Origin of the sequence: Mixta calida (assembly GCF_002953215.1) — a bacterium.
Taxonomy (GTDB): domain Bacteria; phylum Pseudomonadota; class Gammaproteobacteria; order Enterobacterales; family Enterobacteriaceae; genus Mixta; species Mixta calida.
The window spans coordinates 834,952-854,590 of record NZ_CP026378.1 but is presented as its reverse complement, the minus strand read 5'-3'; the positions used below and the strand labels follow the sequence as shown (position 1 = coordinate 854,590).

Below are 19,639 nucleotides of genomic sequence, written 5' to 3'. Positions count from 1 at the left end.
GCTTTTCGCAGCATAAGGATATTCAGGAAAGCTGATATGGACAGGCGATATATCTTTTTTAATACTGGGATCGGCTTTTGGTCCCTGGCATTGGTAACCAGCTTTTCCTCTTTCAACTGGACAGGGATATTTGGCCTGCTGGCGGCAGGTTCGTTTTTACTTTATGCATTGCAATGGAAGGTATCGAAAATGTTCAAAAAACCCGTTAAACCCGTAGATACAGAAACCGTTCAAACTATGGCGCCGGTTGAAAAAACGCTTCCGCAGCCGGAAGAAAAAATCAGCAATACCGTTATTGCCCGTGAGGTCTGCTTTGAAGGCAATATTACGGCTGTCGGCCAGGTTTACGTCTATGGCGAAGTTAAAGGCAACATTACCGCCAGCGAGGGGATAGTAAAAGTCATGCGCAACGGCCTGGTGCATGGCGATATCAACTGCCATGAGCTGCTTGCCGACGGCAATATTCAGGGCGAATGCAAAGCGGAATCGATAGAGATTGGCGAGCATGCCCATGTTCGCGGCACGCTGAATTATGCCACGCTATCGGTGAAAAAAGGCGGTCTGTTTGTCGGTAATGCCGAAACCACCAGAGCGCCTGAGCGTGCCGCTAACGTGATCGGCATTGCGCCCGCGCCTGCCATTTCCGATAAGGAATTACCCCCTACGCAGAAAAAAAGCAAAGCCAGCCACGCCTGAACCGCTATGCGGCAGCGCAATGAGCGTTAAAAAAAGCCTGAACGCCAGCGATGACGTTCAGGCTTTCGTCAGTTAACGGCGCCAGGCCGTATAGCGATTATCAGAAATCGTAACGCAGGCGCACCAGGTTCATATCACCCAGGTCGTCGCTGCTGGAGGTGAAGACGTGCTCATAATCGATACGGAAGCCGTAATCGAGCTGTAACGTCACGCCAACGCCGTTATCGATGCGCTGGTAATCGCGGCCGCTGGTATATTCCAGACGATCGCCCATCACGTAAGGCTGCACCGATTTCACCGCATAACGCTGCACCGGAATGGTGTAGCCAACGAAATATTCCACGCCCCACGCTTCATTAGCGAAGTAGTTATCGACGCTGCGTTTCTTGCTTGGCGAGAAGTTTTGATACCAGCCGCCGCCCAACGCCAGCGTCCAGTTGTCCGGCTTCCAGCTCAGCGAGGTGCCGACGATATTCTGATCGTAACCTTTGCTGTCGCCGTTGCCTGGGTTGCGCATTTCAGCACGGGTGTAGTTCCATGCGGTGCCCCAGGTCAGATCCGGCGTCAAATGGTAATCCACGCCCAGCGAGCCACCGCCCTGACGCTTGTAGCGCAGGCCGTTGCCTGGCAGGTACTCAGTGTCTTCCAGTAGCCAGGAGGCGTAAAGATCGGCATCGCCGAAGCGATTTTTATACTTCAGCTGTTTACGCGCGCGGTAGGTGCCGTCGTAATCGCCGTTGATGCCGATATTTGACGCCTGGGCCAGCATATCGTAATCCCAGATATCCGTTTTGGCGCCGACGACGTCATAGTAAACGCTGTTCTGCTGACCAAAGGTTAGCTGGCCCCAGCGCTGACTTTTAAAGCCGGTGTAAAGCTGGCGGCGCGAAGTGTCGTGCGCGCCTTCGGCGTAGTGGTTATCCCAGTTGAACAGTGCCGGAATATTCACGCCCAGCTCGTAATAGCCCAGCCAGCTGATATCTTCGGTCAGATAATATTCCGCACCGAAGCGGAAACGCGTGCCGCCATCAAAGCCGTTGCGCTTATAAGAGCCGCGATCGCTGTCGCCGGTGATATTGTTGAACTGCGGACGGATGCTGCCGCCCACCGCAAACTTCAGACGGCTTAACGCATCGTCCGGTTGCGCATCTTGTTTAATCAGGGTAATTTCCGCCTGGCTGGCGAAAGGCAATGCAGCGAGCAGGCCAACGCCACAATAAAATGCAATAACGCGCTTAGAAAAATTCATTCTTTATCCTTAAACATCCTGACAGACCCGGCGCGATAAGGTCCATTACCCTCTCGCCAGTCAAAGTCCGCGTCCTTTACGGCGCGTAAATCGCACCCATAAAAAAACGGCTCCCGGAAGAGCCGTTATCGGTTAAATCAGCGACTTATTTAGCATTAATTTGCGCGTGCATCTCCTGAACGGAAATCACTTTCTCCGTCGGGTCGGCGTTCAGCGCCATGGCGGTCGCGAATCCGCCGTTCAGCGTGGTGTCGTAATGCACTTTATATTGCAGCGCGCTGCGGCGAATCACGCGTGAATCCTCAATCGCCTGGCGTCCGGCGGTGGTGTTGACGATGTAACTGTACTCACCGTTCTTGAGGCGATCCTGAATATGCGGACGACCTTCATGCACCTTGTTCACCAACCGCGGGTTAATGCCTGCCTCGCCCAGCACAACTGCGGTGCCGTGCGTCGCGTCCAGTTCAAAGCCGAACTTCAGCAGCTTAGCCGCCAGGTCGACGATGCGTTTCTTATCGCCTTCCCGCACTGACAGCAGCGCGCGGCCCTTTTTCTTCATATTGGACTGTGCGCCCAGCATCGCCTTGGCGAACGCCTCGGCAAAGGTGCGGCCGACGCCCATCACTTCACCCGTTGAGCGCATTTCCGGTCCAAGAATCGGGTCGACGCCAGGGAACTTGTTGAACGGCAGCACGACCTCTTTCACCGAGTAGTACGGCGGGATCACTTCTTCAGTAACGCCCTGCTCCACCAGCGTTTTGCCCGCCATCACGCGCGCGGCTACTTTCGCCAGCGGCACGCCGGTCGCTTTGGAGACGAAAGGCACGGTGCGCGCGGCGCGCGGGTTGACCTCAATCAGGTAAACCTCGTTATCCTTCACCGCAAACTGCACGTTCATCAGGCCGCGGACGCAGAGTTCGAACGCCAGCTTTTCTACCTGCTGACGCATCACGTTCTGAATATCCTGGCTCAGCGTGTAGGCAGGGAGCGAGCAGGCGGAGTCGCCGGAATGCACGCCAGCCTGTTCGATATGCTCCATGATGCCGCCGATCAGCACGCGTTCACCGTCGCAAATCGCGTCGACGTCCACTTCCACCGCATCGTCCAGGAAGCGATCCAGCAGCACCGGCGCATCGTTGGAGACGGAAACCGCGGTCTGGAAGTAGCGCTTCAGATCCTGCTCGTCGTAGACGATTTCCATTGCGCGGCCGCCCAGCACATAGGAAGGACGCACCACCAGCGGATAGCCGATTTCAGTCGCTTTCTGCACCGCCTGCTCCAGCGCCGTTACCGTGGCGTTGGCTGGCTGTTTCAGGCCGAGACGGTCAACCGCCTGCTGGAAGCGTTCGCGGTCTTCCGCGCGGTCGATGGCGTCAGGGCTGGTGCCGATAACCGGCACGCCTGCCGCTTCCAGCGCGCGCGCCAGCTTCAGCGGGGTCTGGCCGCCATACTGCACGATCACCCCTTTCGGCTGCTCGATGCGGACGATTTCCAGCACATCCTCCAGCGTCACCGGCTCGAAATAGAGACGGTCGGAGGTGTCGTAATCGGTGGAGACGGTTTCCGGGTTACAGTTGACCATAATGGTCTCGTAACCATCTTCGCGCAGCGCCAGCGCGGCGTGGACGCAGCAGTAGTCAAATTCGATGCCCTGGCCGATACGGTTTGGTCCGCCGCCCAACACCATGATTTTTTCGCGATCCTGATTCGGGTTCGCTTCGCACTCTTCTTCATAAGTAGAGTACATATAGGCGGTATCGGTGGAGAACTCGGCGGCGCAGGTGTCAACTCGCTTGTAGACCGGGTGCAGGTTGTACTGCTGGCGCAGCTTGCGCACTTCCGCTTCGCTGACGCCAGCCAGCTGCGCCAGACGCGCGTCGGCAAAGCCTTTGCGCTTCAGCGTGCGCAGGAAATCTGCGTTAAGGCCATTAACGCCTTCCTGCGCCACGCGCTCTTCCAGGCGCACCAGTTCTTCAATCTGCACCAGGAACCAGCGGTCGATATTGGTCAGGTTGAACACGCCATCCACCGACAGTCCGGCGCGGAATGCGTCGGCCACATACCAGATACGCTCGGCGCCTGCGTCTTTCAGCTCGCGGCGGATGCGGGTCAGCGCATCGGCGTCATCCAGATGGACTTTCGGATCGAAGCCGTTCGCGCCCACTTCCAGCCCGCGCAGCGCTTTCTGCATCGATTCCTGCAGCGTACGGCCAATCGCCATCACTTCGCCCACCGATTTCATCTGGGTGGTCAGGCGATCGTTGGCGCCGGCGAATTTCTCAAAGTTAAAGCGCGGAATTTTAGTGACGACGTAGTCGATTGACGGCTCGAACGAAGCCGGAGTCAGGCCGCCGGTGATGTCGTTCATCAGCTCATCGAGCGTATAGCCTACCGCCAGCTTCGCCGCGACTTTAGCGATCGGGAAGCCGGTGGCTTTGGAGGCCAGTGCGGAAGAACGCGATACGCGCGGGTTCATTTCGATAATGATCAGACGGCCATTTTTCGGGTTCACCGCGAACTGTACGTTGGAGCCGCCGGTTTCGACGCCGATTTCACGCAGCACCGCCATCGAGGCATTACGCATGACCTGATACTCTTTATCGGTCAGCGTCTGGGCTGGCGCAACGGTGATGGAGTCGCCGGTATGGATGCCCATCGGATCGAAGTTTTCGATCGAGCAGACGATGATGCAGTTGTCGTTCTTATCGCGCACCACCTCCATCTCATACTCTTTCCAGCCAATCAGCGACTCGTCAATCAGCAGCTCATTGGTCGGCGACAGATCCAGGCCGCGCTCGCAAATCTCTTCAAACTCTTCGCGGTTGTAAGCGATGCCGCCGCCGGTGCCGCCCATCGTAAAGGAAGGACGGATAATGCAGGGGAAGCCGACATCTGCAGCGACTTTCAGCGCCTCTTCCATATTGTGGGCGATGCCGGAGCGCGCGGTGTCCAGGCCGATCTTCTTCATCGCCTTATCGAAACGCTGGCGGTCTTCCGCTTTATCAATCGCGTCGGCGGTGGCGCCGATCATCGTCACGCCGAACTCCGCCAGCACACCCTGACGCTCCAGCTCCAGCGCGCAGTTCAGCGCCGTCTGGCCGCCCATGGTCGGCAGTACTGCGTCAGGGCGCTCTTTTTCGATGATTTTGCGGACCACTTCCCAGTGAATCGGCTCTATATAGGTGGCGTCCGCCATTTCCGGGTCGGTCATAATGGTCGCCGGGTTGGAGTTGACCAGAATGACGCGGTAACCCTCTTCACGCAGCGCCTTACACGCCTGCGCGCCAGAGTAGTCGAACTCGCACGCCTGGCCGATAACGATCGGACCGGCGCCCAGAATCAGGATGGATTTTATGTCGGTACGTTTTGGCATGGTTACTCTTCCTCTCCTGAAATGGATTACTGGCCGGCGCGGGCGGCTTCAATCAGTTCGATAAAGTGGTCGAACAGCGGAGCCGCATCGTGCGGGCCTGGGCTCGCTTCCGGGTGTCCCTGGAAGCTGAACGCCGGTTTGTCTGTGCGATGAATGCCCTGTACCGTCTGGTCAAACAGGGAAACGTGCGTCACGCGCAGGTTGGCGGGCAGGTCATTTTCATCAACGGCGAAACCGTGGTTCTGCGCGGTGATCATCACGGTGTTGTTATCAAGGTCTTTTACCGGATGGTTGCCGCCATGATGGCCCAACTTCATTTTTACCGTTTTCGCGCCGCTGGCCAGCGCCAGCAGCTGATGGCCCAGGCAGATGCCGAAAACCGGAATATCGGTTTCCAGAAAACGCTGGATGGCGCGGATGGCGTAGTCGCACGGCTCCGGGTCGCCAGGGCCGTTCGACAGGAAGATGCCGTCCGGGTTGAGCTTCAGCACCTCTTCAGCCGGCGTTTGCGCCGGCACCACCGTCAGACGGCAGCCGCGATCCACCAGCATACGCAGGATATTGCGCTTCACGCCGTAATCGTAAGCGACCACGTGATAAGGCAGTTCAGCCTCCTCTTTCGCCGCCGGCAGTTCGCTTTCCAGCGTCCAGCTCCCTTGCAGCCAACTGTAGCTTTCACGCGTACAGACTTCTTTCGCCAGATCCATGCCTTTCAGGCCAGGGAACGCCTGCGCTTTTTGCAGCGCCAGCTGTGCATCCGGCGCGTCGCCCGCGATGATGCAGCCGTTCTGCGCGCCTTTTTCACGCAGCAGACGCGTCAGTTTGCGCGTGTCGATATCGGCGATAGCGACGATGTTATTGCGCTTCAGGTAAGCCGACAGACCTTCTTCGCTGCGGTAGTTGCTGGCGATCAGCGGCAGGTCACGAATAACGAGCCCTTGCGCATGTACCTGAGAGGATTCTTCATCAGCGGCATTGGCGCCGACATTACCAATATGGGGATAAGTGAGAGTGACAATCTGGCGGGAATAGGAGGGATCTGTGAGGATTTCTTGATAACCGGTCATTGAAGTATTGAAAACTACCTCTCCCACCGCCGATCCCGTCGCCCCAATGGCCCGACCGTGGAATTGGGTTCCGTCTTCCAGAACCAAAATCGCTGACTTATTCAAAACGTCCTCCAGGGAATAAACAGTCATAATATTTGCATATTAATTCAGAACGCATGGTCGAATCAATGCAAAAACCGCCTGACCGGTCGATTTTTGGCAAATTGCGCGCATTCTAATGATCGACCTGGGCATTGTCTACCCTGAAGGGCACTTTTTATTGCTTTTTTACCTGTCCCATATAAAACAATCAGGATTAGCCTTAAAAAGGAGGCATTTCATGGCAGGAAAACCGTTTGCATAGCTGAAGATAAAGGAAAGACATCCCGGAGACGGTAAAAAGTGGACCAAATGGTCAAAATTAGCGACAGGAACGGAAAAAAAACGTAACAAACACCACATTACAGGCATTAAATAAAAAAATAACGCTAAAATTCTCATTTTATAAATAAACAAAAAGGGTGGAATTTTCCACCCTTAGTATCAGCAACTTACACAACAAAGAAAGATACCCTGACGTATCTACCTTTAGATATCTTCCAGTTCAAGCACATCTCTCATATCATAAAGCCCCGATTTTGAGCTATTTACCCATATCGCGGCGCGTACTGCTCCTTTTGCAAACGTCATACGGCTGGAAGCCTTATGGGTAATCTCTATGCGCTCGCCGATATCCGCAAACATCGCGGTATGCTCTCCCACGATATCGCCTGCACGCACGGTGGCGAAACCGATGGTTTTTTCCGCACGCTCGCCGGTATGCCCCTCACGGGCATAGACCGCATGCTGCTTTAAATCCCAGTTCATAGCATCCGCAATGGCTTCGCCCATCGCCAGTGCGGTGCCGGATGGCGCATCGACTTTATGCCGGTGATGCGCTTCGATAATTTCGATGTCGGCATAGTCGCCCATCACTTTCGCCGTCTTCTCCAGCAGCTTCAGCATCAGGTTGACTCCGACGCTGAAGTTCGCGGCGAACACAATGCCAATCTCCTGCGCGGCCTGCTGGATCGCCGCCTTTCCCGCCTCATCAAAACCGGTGGTGCCGATAACCATGTTCTTTTTATGCTGACGGCAGAAATCCAGATACGCCAGCGTCGCTTCCGGGCGGGTGAAATCGATCAGGATATCGAAATCATTAACCACCGCATCCAGACTGTCGCTAACCGGTACGCCCAGCGCGCCGATGCCCGCCAGCTCGCCCGCGTCGCTGCCAACCAGTGAGGAGCCTTTACGCGCCAGCGCGGCGCCGAGTGAAACGCCCTCAGCCTGCTGAATGGCCTGGATTAACTGTCGGCCCATGCGTCCAGGGGCGCCAACAATCGCTATACGGCATTGTGTTTGTGTCATCGCTGTTTTCTCAATTCAGGTTTCGCTTACTCAGCCAAACAGGTTAATCTCCGATGAGAGACTCTACCAGTGCTGCGCGGCGATAATAAGAAATTTGCGCCAGCATTCGGACGTTATTAGCGAGTGAAATCAACAGGACAGATCGCTGATGCCGTCGGGGCAAGCAGCTGAGCGGGAAAAGAAGCTGGGGAATAGAAAAGCGCATAAAGAAAGCCCGGAAGGTGAAACCGTTCCGGGCTAAGAGAATTAATCGACCTGGCGCGCTTCGAGACGCAGCTCTTTCGGCACTTCGAAAACGATGTTTTCTTCACGGCCGCTTAGCTCGATCACCTCCTGGCCGCCAAACTGCCGCAGCCGCTGGATCACTTCCTGCACCAGGATATCGGGCGCGGAGGCGCCTGCGGTAACCCCGACGCAATCAATGCCGTCCAGCCAGCTTTCCTGAATATCCTCTGCGGAATCGATCAGCTGCGCGCGCTTGCCGGCGCGCTGCGCCAGCTCAGCCAGGCGGTTAGAGTTAGAGGAGTTTTTCGACCCCACCACTAATACCACATCTGCCTCTGCGGCCAGGCTACGCACCGCTTCCTGGCGATTAGTCGTGGCATAACAGATATCATCCTTACGCGGCCCGACTATCTGCGGGAAACGCTGGCGCAGCGCATCAATAACGGCTGATGTATCATCAACCGACAGCGTGGTTTGCGTCATAAAGCACAGGTTGTTTTCATTCTTCACCTGCAGCGTAAAGACATCTTCCGGCGATTCCACCAGATACATGCCGCCCGCCGGATTGCTGTACTGCCCCATGGTGCCTTCCACTTCCGGGTGGCCAGCGTGACCAATCAGGATCGCTTCGGTGCCCTTGCGACTGGCGCGCGCTACTTCCATATGCACTTTAGTCACCAGCGGACAGGTGGCGTCGAACAGCATCGTCAGCTGGCGCGCTTTCGCTTCCGCGCGCACCGCCTGTGACACGCCGTGCGCCGAGAAGATCAGAATGGCACCGTCCGGCACCTCTGCGATCTCCTCGATAAAAATGGCGCCGCGTTCGCGCAGGCTGTTCACCACGTAGCGGTTATGCACCACCTCATGACGCACGTAGATTGGCGCGCCGTACATCTCCAGCGCGCGTTCTACGATACTGATGGCGCGATCGACGCCGGCGCAAAAGCCGCGCGGATTCGCTAACAGGATTTTCATGCGTCACTCTCCAGCGCCGGGTCGATCTCCAGCACCTCGACATCGAAGTGAACGGTGCGACCGGCTAACGGATGGTTAAAGTCAACGGTAATCGAGTCACCCGCGATTTCGCGGATAACGCCCGGCATTTCACTGCCGTCCATACCGGTAAACAGCATGATGGCGCCGACTTCCGGCTCGCCCGTCTGAATAAAATCGCGTCGTGAGAAGTACTGAATCAGATCGGGGCTGACGCTGCCGAACGCCGCTTCCGGCTCCAGCGTAAACGCTTTTTTCTCGCCGACGCGCAGTCCGAGCAGCGCCGTTTCCAGCGCGTCAGAGAGGCTGCCGTCGCCAAGGCGAAACAGCGCCGGTTTGCCGTTGGCGCGCGTCGATTCCGCCGTCGAACCATCTTCCAGCTTTAACGTGAAGTGCAGCAGCACCGCGCTATCGCGCTGTACAGAGTCGGTCATGCCTTGCCCTTTTGCTTCGCCTGTTTGCCGGAAGGGGTAAAAAAGCCCTCCAGCACGATCAGCGCGGCGCCGACGCAGATGCCGCAGTCGGCAATATTGAAGGTGGCGAAATGCCACCCGCCAATATAGAAGTCGATGAAATCGACGACAAAGCCGTGCCAGGCGCGATCAAACAGGTTGCCCAGCGCGCCGCCGATAATCAGCGCGTAGGCGATATTGTTAAGTTTCTGGCTGGCCGCTGTGCGATACATCATCACCAGCAGCGCCACAACGATAGCGATAGCGATGCCGGCGAAGAACCAACGTTGCCAGCCGCCCTTATCCGCGAGGAAGCTAAACGCCGCCCCGTAGTTATGAGCATGAAACAGATTAAAAAACGGCATTACCGGCATCGTTTCGTGCAGCGCAAGGTTATCCAATACCCATTGCTTACTGGCGAAATCGACGGCGATAACCACCAGCACCAGCCAGAGCCAGCGCAGTCCGGTTGCAGAAAGTGATTTACGCATCAGGCAAACTTACGCTCTTCGCCATTACCGGCGACGTTAGTGACGCAGCGTCCGCAAATATCCGGGTGCGCGGCGTCCAGGCCAATATCGGTAGTGTAATGCCAGCAGCGCGGGCATTTCTCCCCTTCCGCTTTATGCAGCGCAATTTTCAGACCTTTTAACGTCTCGCTCTGCTGCGCTTCTTCAGGCGCCAGCGCGTAGTCCGCCACCTGCGCGCCGGAAGTCAGCAGCACGAAGCGCAGCTCGTTGCCCAGCGCGGTCAGCTTTTCGGCCAGCGCGGCGTCGGCATACAGCGTGACCGTCGCTTCCAGCGAGCCGCCGATGCGCTTGTCGCCGCGCGCCTGCTCGATCACCTTGTTGACTTCGCCGCGCACTTTCAGCAGCTCAGCCCAGTAGCTGTCGTTCAGCGACTCATTGTCCGCCAGACCGAACAGGCCGTCGTACCACTCTTCGGTGAAGACATACTGCGCGCGTTTGCCCGGCAGGTAGCTCCAGATTTCGTCGGCGGTAAAGGACATGATCGGCGCCATCCAGCGCACCAGCGCCTCGGCGATATACCAGAGCGCGCTCTGGCAGCTGCGACGCGCCACGCTGTCGCTTTTCGCGGTGTACTGACGGTCTTTGATGATGTCGAGGTAGAACGACCCCATCTCCACCGAGCAGAACTGCATCAGGCGCTGCACCACTTCATGGAAATCATAGTTTTCGTAAGAGTTGATGATGTCCGCCTGCGCCGCCTGCGCGCGGCCCACGGCCCAGCGATCCAGCACCACCATCTCTTCCGGCTTCACCAGATCGGTTTCCGGGTTAAAGCCGTTCAGGTTGGCCAACAGGAAACGCGCGGTGTTGCGGATACGACGGTAGGCGTCGGCAGAGCGCTTCAGGATCTCGTCCGATACGGCCATTTCGCCGGAGTAGTCGGTCGAGGCGACCCACAGACGCAGAATATCCGCGCCCAGCTTGTTCATCACATCCTGCGGGCTGACGGTGTTGCCCAACGATTTGGACATCTTGCGGCCCTGGCCGTCGACGGTGAAGCCGTGCGTCAGCACCTGACGGTAAGGCGCTTTGCCTTTCATCGCCGTGGAAATCATCAGTGAGGACATGAACCAGCCGCGGTGCTGATCCGAACCTTCCAGATAGATATCGGCGCTGTGGCCGTGGAATTCCGGGCGCACGTCGACCACCGACGCGTGCGTCGATCCAGAGTCGAACCAGACGTCCAGCGTATCCGGCACCTTGCGATAATGATCGGCATCGTCGCCCATCAGATCGCGCGGATCGAGATCCCACCACGCCTGAATGCCGTCCTGCTCAACGCGCTTCGCCACTTTTTCCATCAGCGTCAGGGTATCCGGGTGGAGCTGTTCGGTTTCGTTATGCACGAACAGCGCCATCGGCACGCCCCAGGTGCGCTGGCGAGAGATACACCAGTCAGGACGGTTTTCCACCATCGATTCGATGCGCGCCTGACCCCAGTCCGGGATCCACTGCACGCCTTTGATCTCTTTCAACGACTGCGCGCGCAGCCCTTTCTGATCCATGCTGACGAACCATTGCGGCGTCGCGCGGAAGATGATCGGCGTTTTATGCCGCCAGCAGTGCGGATAGCTGTGATGCAGCTTTTCAACGTGCAGCAGCGCCGCTTTGCTGCGCAGCAGCTCGACGATCATATCGTTGGCTTTGAAAACGTTCACGCCGTCCAGTTCAGGGTAGGTGCCTGGCAGATAGCAGCCGTCCGGCCCTACCGGATTAGCGGTTTCCAGACCATATTTCTGACCGATCACATAGTCATCCGGGCCGTGGCCCGGCGCCGTATGCACCGCGCCGGTACCGGCATCCAGCGTGACGTGTTCGCCCAGTACGACCGGCACGTCAAAAGCGAGGAACGGGTGCTGGAAACGCATCAGCTCCAGCGTCGCGCCGGTCGTGCTGCCTAATACCGTCCATTCGCTGACGCCAGCGCGCTTCATCACGCTTTCCACCAGGTCTTTCGCCAGGATCAGCGCGCGGCCTTCGATCTGCACCAGCTGATATTCGAACTCTGGGTGCAGCGAGATGGCGCGGTTGGCCGGCATGGTCCACGGCGTGGTGGTCCAGATCACCAGCGAAATCGGGCCTTGTACGCTGCTCGCGCCGAATTTCGCGGCGACCGCGGCGGCGTCGGTGGCGTTGAACATCACGTCGATAGACGGCGACGTTTTGTCATAGTATTCCACTTCCGCTTCCGCCAGCGCGGAACGGCAGTCGAGACACCAGTGCACCGGCTTCGCGCCTTTATGCAGGTGGCCGTTGCCGATGATTTTCGCCAGCGCACGGATGATGTTGGCTTCCGTCTGGAAGTTCATCGTGAGATAAGGATGTTCCCAGTCGCCCAGCACGCCAAGACGTATAAAGTCGGTTTTCTGGCCGGCGACCTGCTCAGCCGCATATTTACGGCAGGCTTCGCGGAATTCGGCGGCGCTGACTTTCTCGCCCGGCTTGCCGATCATTTGCTCGACCTTATGTTCGATCGGCAGACCGTGACAGTCCCAGCCCGGCACGTACGGCGAGTCGAAGCCCGACAGACCTTTGGATTTGATAATAATGTCTTTCAGAATCTTATTGACTGAGTGACCAATGTGAATGCTGCCGTTCGCATAGGGAGGGCCATCGTGCAGAATAAAGGTTTTTTTCCCTTTTTTGGCTTCGCGGATGATGCCGTACAGATTGTCATCATACCAGCGTTGCAGCATACCCGGTTCGCGTTTGGCGAGATCGCCACGCATCGGGAACCCCGTTTCCGGCAAATTCAGGGTAGATTTATAGTCACTCATCAGATTCTCGATTCCGTGTTTCGGTTGTTACACCGGTGTTTTAAGCCCGAAGAATGCGCGGGCCGTCACCACATCTTTAGCAATTTGCTCTTTAAGCGCATCCAGGGATGGAAAACGCTGCTCGTTACGTATTTTTTGGCGCAGCACCACGTCGATATGGCGTCCGTACATATTCATCGCCGTATCCAGCAGATGCACCTCCAGCTGCTGACGCAGGCCGGCGACCGTTGGCCGCGTTCCGATGTTCGCCACGCCAGGCAGGGGATGTTCGCTTAAGCCGTGGACTTCTACGGCATAAACGCCCTTTACCGGCGAAACAATGCGCCGCAGCAGAATATTCGCCGTAGGGAAACCGATGGTGCGGCCCAGGGCATCGCCATGCACAACACGGCCCGACAGGGCGAACGGGTGCCCCAGAAGCGCCTCGGCCAGCGTCAGATTATCTTCCGCCAGCGCCTGGCGAATCGCCGTGCTGCTGATGCGTCTGCCGCCTTCACTGAAGGTTTGGGTGCTGATGACGTCAAAGCCATACTCCGCGCCCGCCTTCTGTAATAACAGGAAATCCCCTTCGCGACCAGCGCCGAAACGGAAATCATCACCAACGGCGAGAAACTGTACGCCCAGCTTATCGACCAGCAGATCGTTCACGAAGCTTTGCGCGCTAACCGCGGCGAAACGGCGGTCGAAGCGTACGCACAGCACGGCGTCGACGCCCTCCTGCGCCAAGTATTTCAGTTTATCACGCAGACGCGTCAGGCGCGCCGGCGCTTTATCGGCTGCGAACAGCTCAAGCGGCTGCGGCTCGAACAGCATAACCATCACGGGCAGGCCGCGACGCTGTCCCTCTTCGCGCAGGCGAGCCAGCAGCGCCTGATGGCCACGATGCACGCCATCGAAATTGCCGATAGTCAGCACACAGCCGCGATGCTGCGTCCGAAGATTGTGAATGCCGCGTATAAACTTCATGGCTGACTCAAGTTGGTGGAAATCAGCGGATTATACCTTGTACAACCGCCAAGGTTAACCCGTCGCGGCGCCTTTCCGTCGTTCTGGCGACGATTTCCTTGCCGCAGAGCCTGAGCGCCGGGAATAGCGCTTTTTTTCTTGCGAAATACTGTATTCAGCGAAGGGAAACTGGTAGAATCTTGCGCCATCAATTACGTAACCGGGCGTTGTTTGTAAAACGGCGCTTATTTGCACAAATCCATTGACAAAATAAGGCGTAAAAGGCATAGTCCTCGGCCTTTGATTTGTCCGTATAGAACATATTTGGGAGTTGGACCTTGGCTAATATCAAATCAGCTAAGAAACGCGCCGTAACATCTGAGAAACGTCGCAAGCATAACGCAAGCCGTCGTTCCATGATGCGTACTTTCATCAAGAAAGTATACGCAGCAGTTGAAGCTGGCGACAAAGAAGCTGCACAGAAAGCATTTAACGAAATGCAACCGATCGTGGACCGTCAGGCTGCTAAAGGTCTGATCCACAAGAACAAAGCTGCACGTCATAAAGCAAACCTGACTGCACAGATCAACAAACTGGCTTAATCGCCGCTTGTTAATCAGCTTTGAAAGAACCGGCCATCTGGCCGGTTTTTTTTTGTCTGCGATTCAGGCGAATCACGAATCCCAAATGGCGCCGTAGGCCGCAATCCCCTGCGCTTCGCACCCTTCCACCACATAGTCGGTCAGCGGCCGGTTAGCGATACAAATCACCGCCTCCGCATCGATCTCCTTCACCTTTTGACAGGCCAGCGAAAGCAGGTCGGGCTTGCCGTGGGCGTCGGTATCCCAAATCAGCACGCCGGGATGCGCCGCGATAATCTCATTCACGAAAGCTTCGCCGTAGGTCACGATTGGATTGCGCGTTGACCAGATGAGTTTGCAGGGCCGCGGATTGTTCACCAGATGCGGCAACAACGGGCCAATGCCGCTGCCGGTCGCCACGTAAACCACCGAGTTGAAAATTTTGTTCATGCTGCCGACGCCAGGGGTAGGAATGCCCTTAAACCAGACGTGCGAAGGCGGGTTATCAATAAAGCGTCCGGTCCAGTCGCCGGCGCGCGAGATCAGCATCCGGCAGCCCGGTCGAGTCACCAGCGGAATATTAGCGAACGCATGCCATTCCGTCAGCGGATCGAGGCTGATGGGCAGCGTCGATCCCGGGAAGGGATCGTGCGGTAGCGCAAACTCAATAATGACGGCGTGCGAGGAAGGCCGCGTCACTTTCACCGGCACGCGTCGCAGACGCAGCCAGGGCAGGATGATGCTGCAGGTAATGGTCAGCAGTCCCCAGAAGGCGAACGCGTGACTGACGTGATGCCAGCGCCATTCTCCATGGTGGCTGTCGCGAATAAACCACAGCACCTGCAGCCAGGAGCATGCCAGCGAGCCCCAGCCGACGTAACGGTGCATATGCTCGAACAGGTTATGATAGCGCCGCCTTACCTGCGGCAACGCGGTGAGGCAGATCAGAGTGAGCATTATCACCAGCAGCGCGTTAATCGTCAGCAGCTCCGTTGACAGGCCGCCCTGCGCCCGCTGCTGATAAAACGCCGCCAGGGTAAACAGCAGCAGCCAGATGCAGCTAAAGGTGGCGCAGCCGGAGTGCAGCCCGCCAAACTGATAGACGTTTGCCAGATGCCGACGCAGCGCCAGCGGCCAGTGCGTCGGCACCCGCCAGACCAGCTGAAACAGTCCGTTAATCAGATATTGCTGACGAATAAGCACCGTAACGCAAAGATTAGCGATCACCATATTGCCGAAGTTGCCTGTGGAAATATGGTTCTCGTTCCACCAGCTGCCGCTGGCGAATGCCCAGCTCATTATCGATAAATTGATCATGCTGACCGTAATAAACAGCATTTGATAATGAGACAGTGCGGGGAAAGAAAATTGCCGTGTTAATCCCGGGTGGGGAACGTTTAAAACAGACGCCGTTTTATTCTTTTCGTTTTGCATATTTGCTCCTGAGATGACCTTATTCCGTCCGTTGGATGGACGTCATAACACCGCCGTCAGCGCGCCGGGGAGGTATGGGGTCCTCAAGGTTGTGGGTTATCAGGGCGTAGCGTAAAGAAAGGTAAAATGGCAGTAAATGAATATTGAAAAAATGAGAATTTTGCCTAATTGCCAATGGATGAAGGAAACCAGACAAAACTGCAAAAACTCTGTTAACAGGTGGATCGAAAGTCGTAGCGAAACAATCTGTTTTTCCACCTGCTGTAATAAAGAAAATAAAGGCCGCGCGGAAAAGAGATCCCGCTAAATGATAATTCGTTATCAACCGCAAAATAATGCGGAAAAATCATGATTGCAAATACGCTGCACGGCTGGATGCTGGATCATGCGTTCGGCGAAAATCACATAGTATTCTTCCATCACCTCTTCCAGCCTTCCCACCTCCTGAATGTCGCTGTCGTGATAAATATCCTGACCGTAAAGCGTGGGCGCGACAAAAATGGCATGATTAGCGGCGCCGAAGGCTTTCATCAGCGCCGCATCGTCAAACTCGCCGAGAATCTCTACCTGCAGCGCCTGCGCGCTCAGCCAGCGCTGCAGCTGACGGCCCAGCATAGAGCGCCGTCCGGGGATCAACAGGCGCCGCTCCTCAAGACAGGCGGGAAACGGCCGCTGCGGCAGCGGCGGCGTGCACCAGAAGCTGACGCCGCATTCGCCCAGCTTAACGGAGAACAGCCCCTCCTGCTGGGTAGAATCTACCGGACAGTCGGACAGGATCATATCGAGCTTATGCTGGCTAAGCTGTTCCAGCAGCATTTCATGGGTCGATTCGAAACAGCGTAAATGGATGCGTTCATCATCCTGTACCGCCGTTTCCAGCACTTTACTCACCAGCCGCTTCGACAGCGCGTCCGCCACGCCGACATCAAACAGCAGGTTGGACTCCTTGCGGTAGTTCACGATGTCCATCATCTCCTGGCTGAGCGTAAACATGCGATCGGCGTAGCGGAACACCAGCTGCCCTAACTCAGTCGGCACAATACCCCTGCCCTGTCGCCTGAACAGCTTGCCCTGCAACCGTTCCTCAAGCGCCTTAATCTGGCCGGTGATAGTCTGCGGCGTGAGAAAAAGCGTCTCCGCCGCGCTGACAATCGAACCCTGCTTGCAAACCTGCCAGAAATAGTAGAGGTGGTTATAGTTAATCTGCGACATCAATGACTCCTTGTGCTAAGCCTCAGCATCATCCTTCCCTGCGGCCTGCCAGCTATGCGCTTAACGCAATCTGTTACGCAGCAGCAGATACCCTACTACCGCCGAGATCAACGAACCGCTCAGGATCCCCAGCTTCGCCAACACGATCAGCTCAGCGCTCAGATCGCCGTAGGCCAGCGAGGCGATAAAAATCGACATGGTAAAGCCGATGCCGCACAGCACGCCGATGGCGGCGATATCGCGCAGCGAGCTTCCCTGCGGCAGTTTCGCGATGCCCAGGCGAATACCCAGCCAGCAGAAAAGCGTAATGCCCAGCGGCTTGCCGATAAACAGACCAAGAATAATGCCCAGCGGCAGCAGCGAGAAGATATCGCTCGCCGATACGCCATCCAGCGCGACGCCCGCGTTGGCAAAGGCGAACAGCGGCAGAATCAGCCAGGTGACCCAGGGATGCAGTCCATGCTCCAACACGCGCGCCGGCGATTTCCCCTCTTTTTCCGCCAGGGGAATAAAAAAGCCGATAATCACGCCCGCCAGCGTCGCATGTACGCCTGACTTCAGCACCGCTACCCACAGCACCGCGCCCACCACCATATATACCGAGGTGCGTCGCACGTCAAAGTAGTTCAGCAGCGCCAGCGCCACGATAGCTGCGCCAGCCACGGACAGCGAGAGCAGAGAAAGATCGCTGGTGTAGAACAGCGCAATGATCACTATCGCCCCCAGGTCGTCGATAATCGCCAGCGCCATCAGGAAGATTTTCAGCACCGCCGGCACCCGGCTACCCAGCAGCGCCAGCACGCCGAGCGCGAAGGCGATATCGGTAGCGGTGGGAATCGCCCAGCCGCTGCGCGTCGCCTCATCGCCGCCGTTAAACAGCAGGAAGATCACCCCAGGCGCCACCATGCCGCCAAGCGCGGCGATCAGCGGAAATATCGCTTTTTCACGGCTGGCGAGCGCACCAGAAACCATCTCCCGCTTCACCTCCAGCCCGATCGACAGAAAGAAAACCGCCATCAGCGCATCGTTGATCCACAGCAGCATATCCTTATTGATATGCAGATCGCCAAAACGAAGCTCTACCGGCATCGCCAGCAGCGAGGCGTAAAAATGTTGGGTCGCATCCATATTCGCCAGCAGCATCGCTAACGCCGCCGCCACGATCAGCACAATGCCGCCCGACGCCTCATTGGCAAAAAAACGCTTAACCATCCCGATCTCCTCATCCCGATACGATTGCTTTTGCTGCTAAGCATACGTCTTTTAATGATTCGGCAATAACAGGTTATTTTGCGGTTATTGCTCGGTAAAAACGAACTATTCGCTTGTTACGGCGCCGTGGTGCAAAGATATGGGCCAGCGCTGAATCATAGTAAAGCGTGAAAGATATGCAGGGATGGAAGAGGAACAGAGGAGAAACGGAAGATAAAAAAACGCCCCTGGACGGGGCGTCTGGAGGCGATGCGATTAACGCGTCAAATCGTCGAAGAATTTTTTCACGCCGTCGAAAAAGCTTTTCGAGCGCGGGCTGTTTTTCTCACCGCTTGGTCCGCCAAAGCTCTCTTCAAGCTCACGCAGCAGCGATTTCTGTTTTTCGCTCAGGCTGACCGGGGTTTCCACCACTACGCGGCACAGCAGGTCGCCCTGATTACCGCCGCGCACCGATTTAACCCCTTTGCCACGCATGCGGAACAGCTTACCAGTCTGCGTTTCCGCCGGCACTTTCAGCTTCACGCGGCCATCCAGCGTCGGGACTTCGATTTCGCCGCCGAGCGCCGCCATCGCAAAGTTGATCGGCACTTCGCAATAGAGGTTATTGTCTTCACGCTCGAAGATCGGGTGTTTTTTCACCGAGACCTGAACATAAAGATCGCCCGCCGGCGCGCCATGCTCGCCCGCTTCGCCTTCGCCGCTCAGGCGAATACGGTCGCCGGTATCCACGCCAGCCGGAATTTTCACCGACAGCGTTTTCGATTTTTCTACGCGGCCATGTCCATGACAGGCGTTGCAGGGATCTTTAATGATAGAGCCGCGACCATGACAGCTGGGGCACGCCTGCTGTACGGTGAAAAAGCCCTGACGCATCTGCACCTGGCCCGCACCGTGACAGGTCGGACAGGTCTGCGGCTGCGTGCCGGATTTCGCGCCGCTGCCGTGGCAAACGTCACATTCCTGCAGCGTAGGGATACGGATCTCTTTGGTCACGCCGCGGACCGCTTCTTCCAGCGTCAGCTCCATGTTGTAGCGTAAATCGGCGCCACGGGCCGCGCGCTGCCGACGGCCGCCGCCAAAGATGTCGCCAAAGACGTCGCCAAAGATATCGCTGAAGTCCGCGCCGCCGCCGAAGCCGCCGCCAAAACCACCGCCGCCCATGCCGCCCTGTTCAAAGGCCGCATGGCCGTACTGATCGTACGCGGCGCGTTTCTGCGCATCGGTCAGGACTTCATAAGCCTCTTTGACTTCTTTAAATTTGGCTTCGGCTTCCTTGTCGCCCGGATTGCGGTCAGGATGGTACTTCATCGCCAGGCGTTTATAGGCCTTTTTGATTTCACGCTCTTCCGCAGACTTCGGGACGCCTAAAATCTCGTAATAGTCTGTTTTCGCCATTGTTATCTTTCCTGCCCTTAACATGCGTGCACGGGCGTGGAGAAACTCCTACGCCCGTGCTGGTTACCAGCGGTTGTCAGGGCAACCGCCGCGCCCGGTCAGGGGC

At 56.9% G+C, this 19,639-nt stretch carries 15 protein-coding genes; 2 read left to right on the top strand and 13 right to left on the bottom strand.

All coding sequences use genetic code 11. The annotated features are described in order from the left end of the window. The first annotated feature begins 237 nt into the window (after window positions 1-237). Window positions 238-696 carry a bactofilin family protein gene (locus C2E16_RS20725; RefSeq protein ID WP_162287221.1) on the top strand — a complete coding sequence of 153 codons (459 nt, stop codon included), beginning with the start codon at window positions 238-240 and terminating at the stop codon, window positions 694-696. 100 nt (window positions 697-796) lie between these two features. Here the strand turns inward: C2E16_RS20725 and C2E16_RS04040 are convergent, their stop codons facing one another. The 9 genes from C2E16_RS04040 to ribF all read right to left on the bottom strand — a co-directional run bounded on the left by C2E16_RS04040 (window position 797) and on the right by ribF (window position 13,720). Beyond that, window positions 797-1,945, bottom strand: coding sequence for a porin (locus tag C2E16_RS04040; RefSeq protein WP_084970026.1), 1,149 nt, complete (start codon window positions 1,943-1,945; stop codon window positions 797-799). Window positions 1,946-2,090: 145 nt separating this feature from the next. After that, entirely contained in the window at window positions 2,091-5,318 is a 3,228-nt protein-coding gene (gene carB, locus C2E16_RS04035) for a carbamoyl-phosphate synthase large subunit (RefSeq protein ID WP_038628354.1), read from the bottom strand. 26 nt (window positions 5,319-5,344) lie between these two features. Then, complete coding sequence (carA, locus tag C2E16_RS04030) at window positions 5,345-6,490, bottom strand: glutamine-hydrolyzing carbamoyl-phosphate synthase small subunit (protein ID WP_038628356.1); 1,146 nt, start codon at window positions 6,488-6,490, stop codon at window positions 5,345-5,347. A 465-nt stretch (window positions 6,491-6,955) separates the two neighbouring features. Next, window positions 6,956-7,777, bottom strand: coding sequence for a 4-hydroxy-tetrahydrodipicolinate reductase (gene dapB, locus C2E16_RS04025; RefSeq protein WP_084970027.1), 822 nt, complete (start codon window positions 7,775-7,777; stop codon window positions 6,956-6,958). A 246-nt stretch (window positions 7,778-8,023) separates the two neighbouring features. Then, a complete protein-coding gene (ispH, locus tag C2E16_RS04020; protein WP_038628361.1) occupies window positions 8,024-8,977 on the bottom strand; it encodes a 4-hydroxy-3-methylbut-2-enyl diphosphate reductase in 954 nt (317 codons plus the stop codon). After that, complete coding sequence (gene fkpB / locus C2E16_RS04015) at window positions 8,974-9,429, bottom strand: FKBP-type peptidyl-prolyl cis-trans isomerase (RefSeq protein WP_038628364.1); 456 nt, start codon at window positions 9,427-9,429, stop codon at window positions 8,974-8,976. Before fkpB ends, ispH begins: the two co-directional genes overlap by 4 nt. Beyond that, window positions 9,426-9,938, bottom strand: a complete 513-nt coding sequence (gene lspA / locus C2E16_RS04010) for a signal peptidase II (RefSeq protein ID WP_038628366.1) — start codon at window positions 9,936-9,938, stop codon at window positions 9,426-9,428. Before lspA ends, fkpB begins: the two co-directional genes overlap by 4 nt. Beyond that, on the bottom strand, window positions 9,938-12,754 hold the full coding sequence (gene ileS / locus C2E16_RS04005; protein ID WP_084970028.1) for an isoleucine--tRNA ligase: 2,817 nt from the start codon (window positions 12,752-12,754) through the stop codon (window positions 9,938-9,940). The genes lspA and ileS overlap by 1 nt, the downstream gene beginning before the upstream one ends. Before the next feature lie 27 nt (window positions 12,755-12,781). Then, window positions 12,782-13,720, bottom strand: a complete 939-nt coding sequence (ribF, locus tag C2E16_RS04000; protein WP_084970029.1) for a bifunctional riboflavin kinase/FAD synthetase — start codon at window positions 13,718-13,720, stop codon at window positions 12,782-12,784. A 317-nt stretch (window positions 13,721-14,037) separates the two neighbouring features. On the opposite strand from ribF, the gene rpsT reads away from it, so the two are divergent. Further along, a complete protein-coding gene (gene rpsT / locus C2E16_RS03990; RefSeq protein ID WP_038628374.1) occupies window positions 14,038-14,301 on the top strand; it encodes a 30S ribosomal protein S20 in 264 nt (87 codons plus the stop codon). Window positions 14,302-14,373: 72 nt separating this feature from the next. Here rpsT and C2E16_RS03985 read toward each other — a convergent pair whose 3' ends face one another. The 4 genes from C2E16_RS03985 to dnaJ all read right to left on the bottom strand — a co-directional run bounded on the left by C2E16_RS03985 (window position 14,374) and on the right by dnaJ (window position 19,533). Then, window positions 14,374-15,618 (bottom strand): ferredoxin reductase domain-containing protein, encoded by a 1,245-nt coding sequence (locus tag C2E16_RS03985; RefSeq protein WP_052133951.1) that lies wholly within the window; start codon window positions 15,616-15,618, stop codon window positions 14,374-14,376. 417 nt (window positions 15,619-16,035) lie between these two features. Further along, a complete protein-coding gene (nhaR, locus tag C2E16_RS03980; protein WP_038628379.1) occupies window positions 16,036-16,926 on the bottom strand; it encodes a transcriptional activator NhaR in 891 nt (296 codons plus the stop codon). Window positions 16,927-16,986: 60 nt separating this feature from the next. Next, the gene (nhaA, locus tag C2E16_RS03975; RefSeq protein ID WP_038628382.1) at window positions 16,987-18,138 is read right to left on the bottom strand and encodes a Na+/H+ antiporter NhaA; all 1,152 of its coding nucleotides are present in this window, start codon (window positions 18,136-18,138) and stop codon (window positions 16,987-16,989) included. A 255-nt stretch (window positions 18,139-18,393) separates the two neighbouring features. Continuing rightward, window positions 18,394-19,533 (bottom strand): molecular chaperone DnaJ, encoded by a 1,140-nt coding sequence (gene dnaJ, locus C2E16_RS03970; protein WP_038628385.1) that lies wholly within the window; start codon window positions 19,531-19,533, stop codon window positions 18,394-18,396. Window positions 19,534-19,639: the final 106 nt, after the last annotated feature.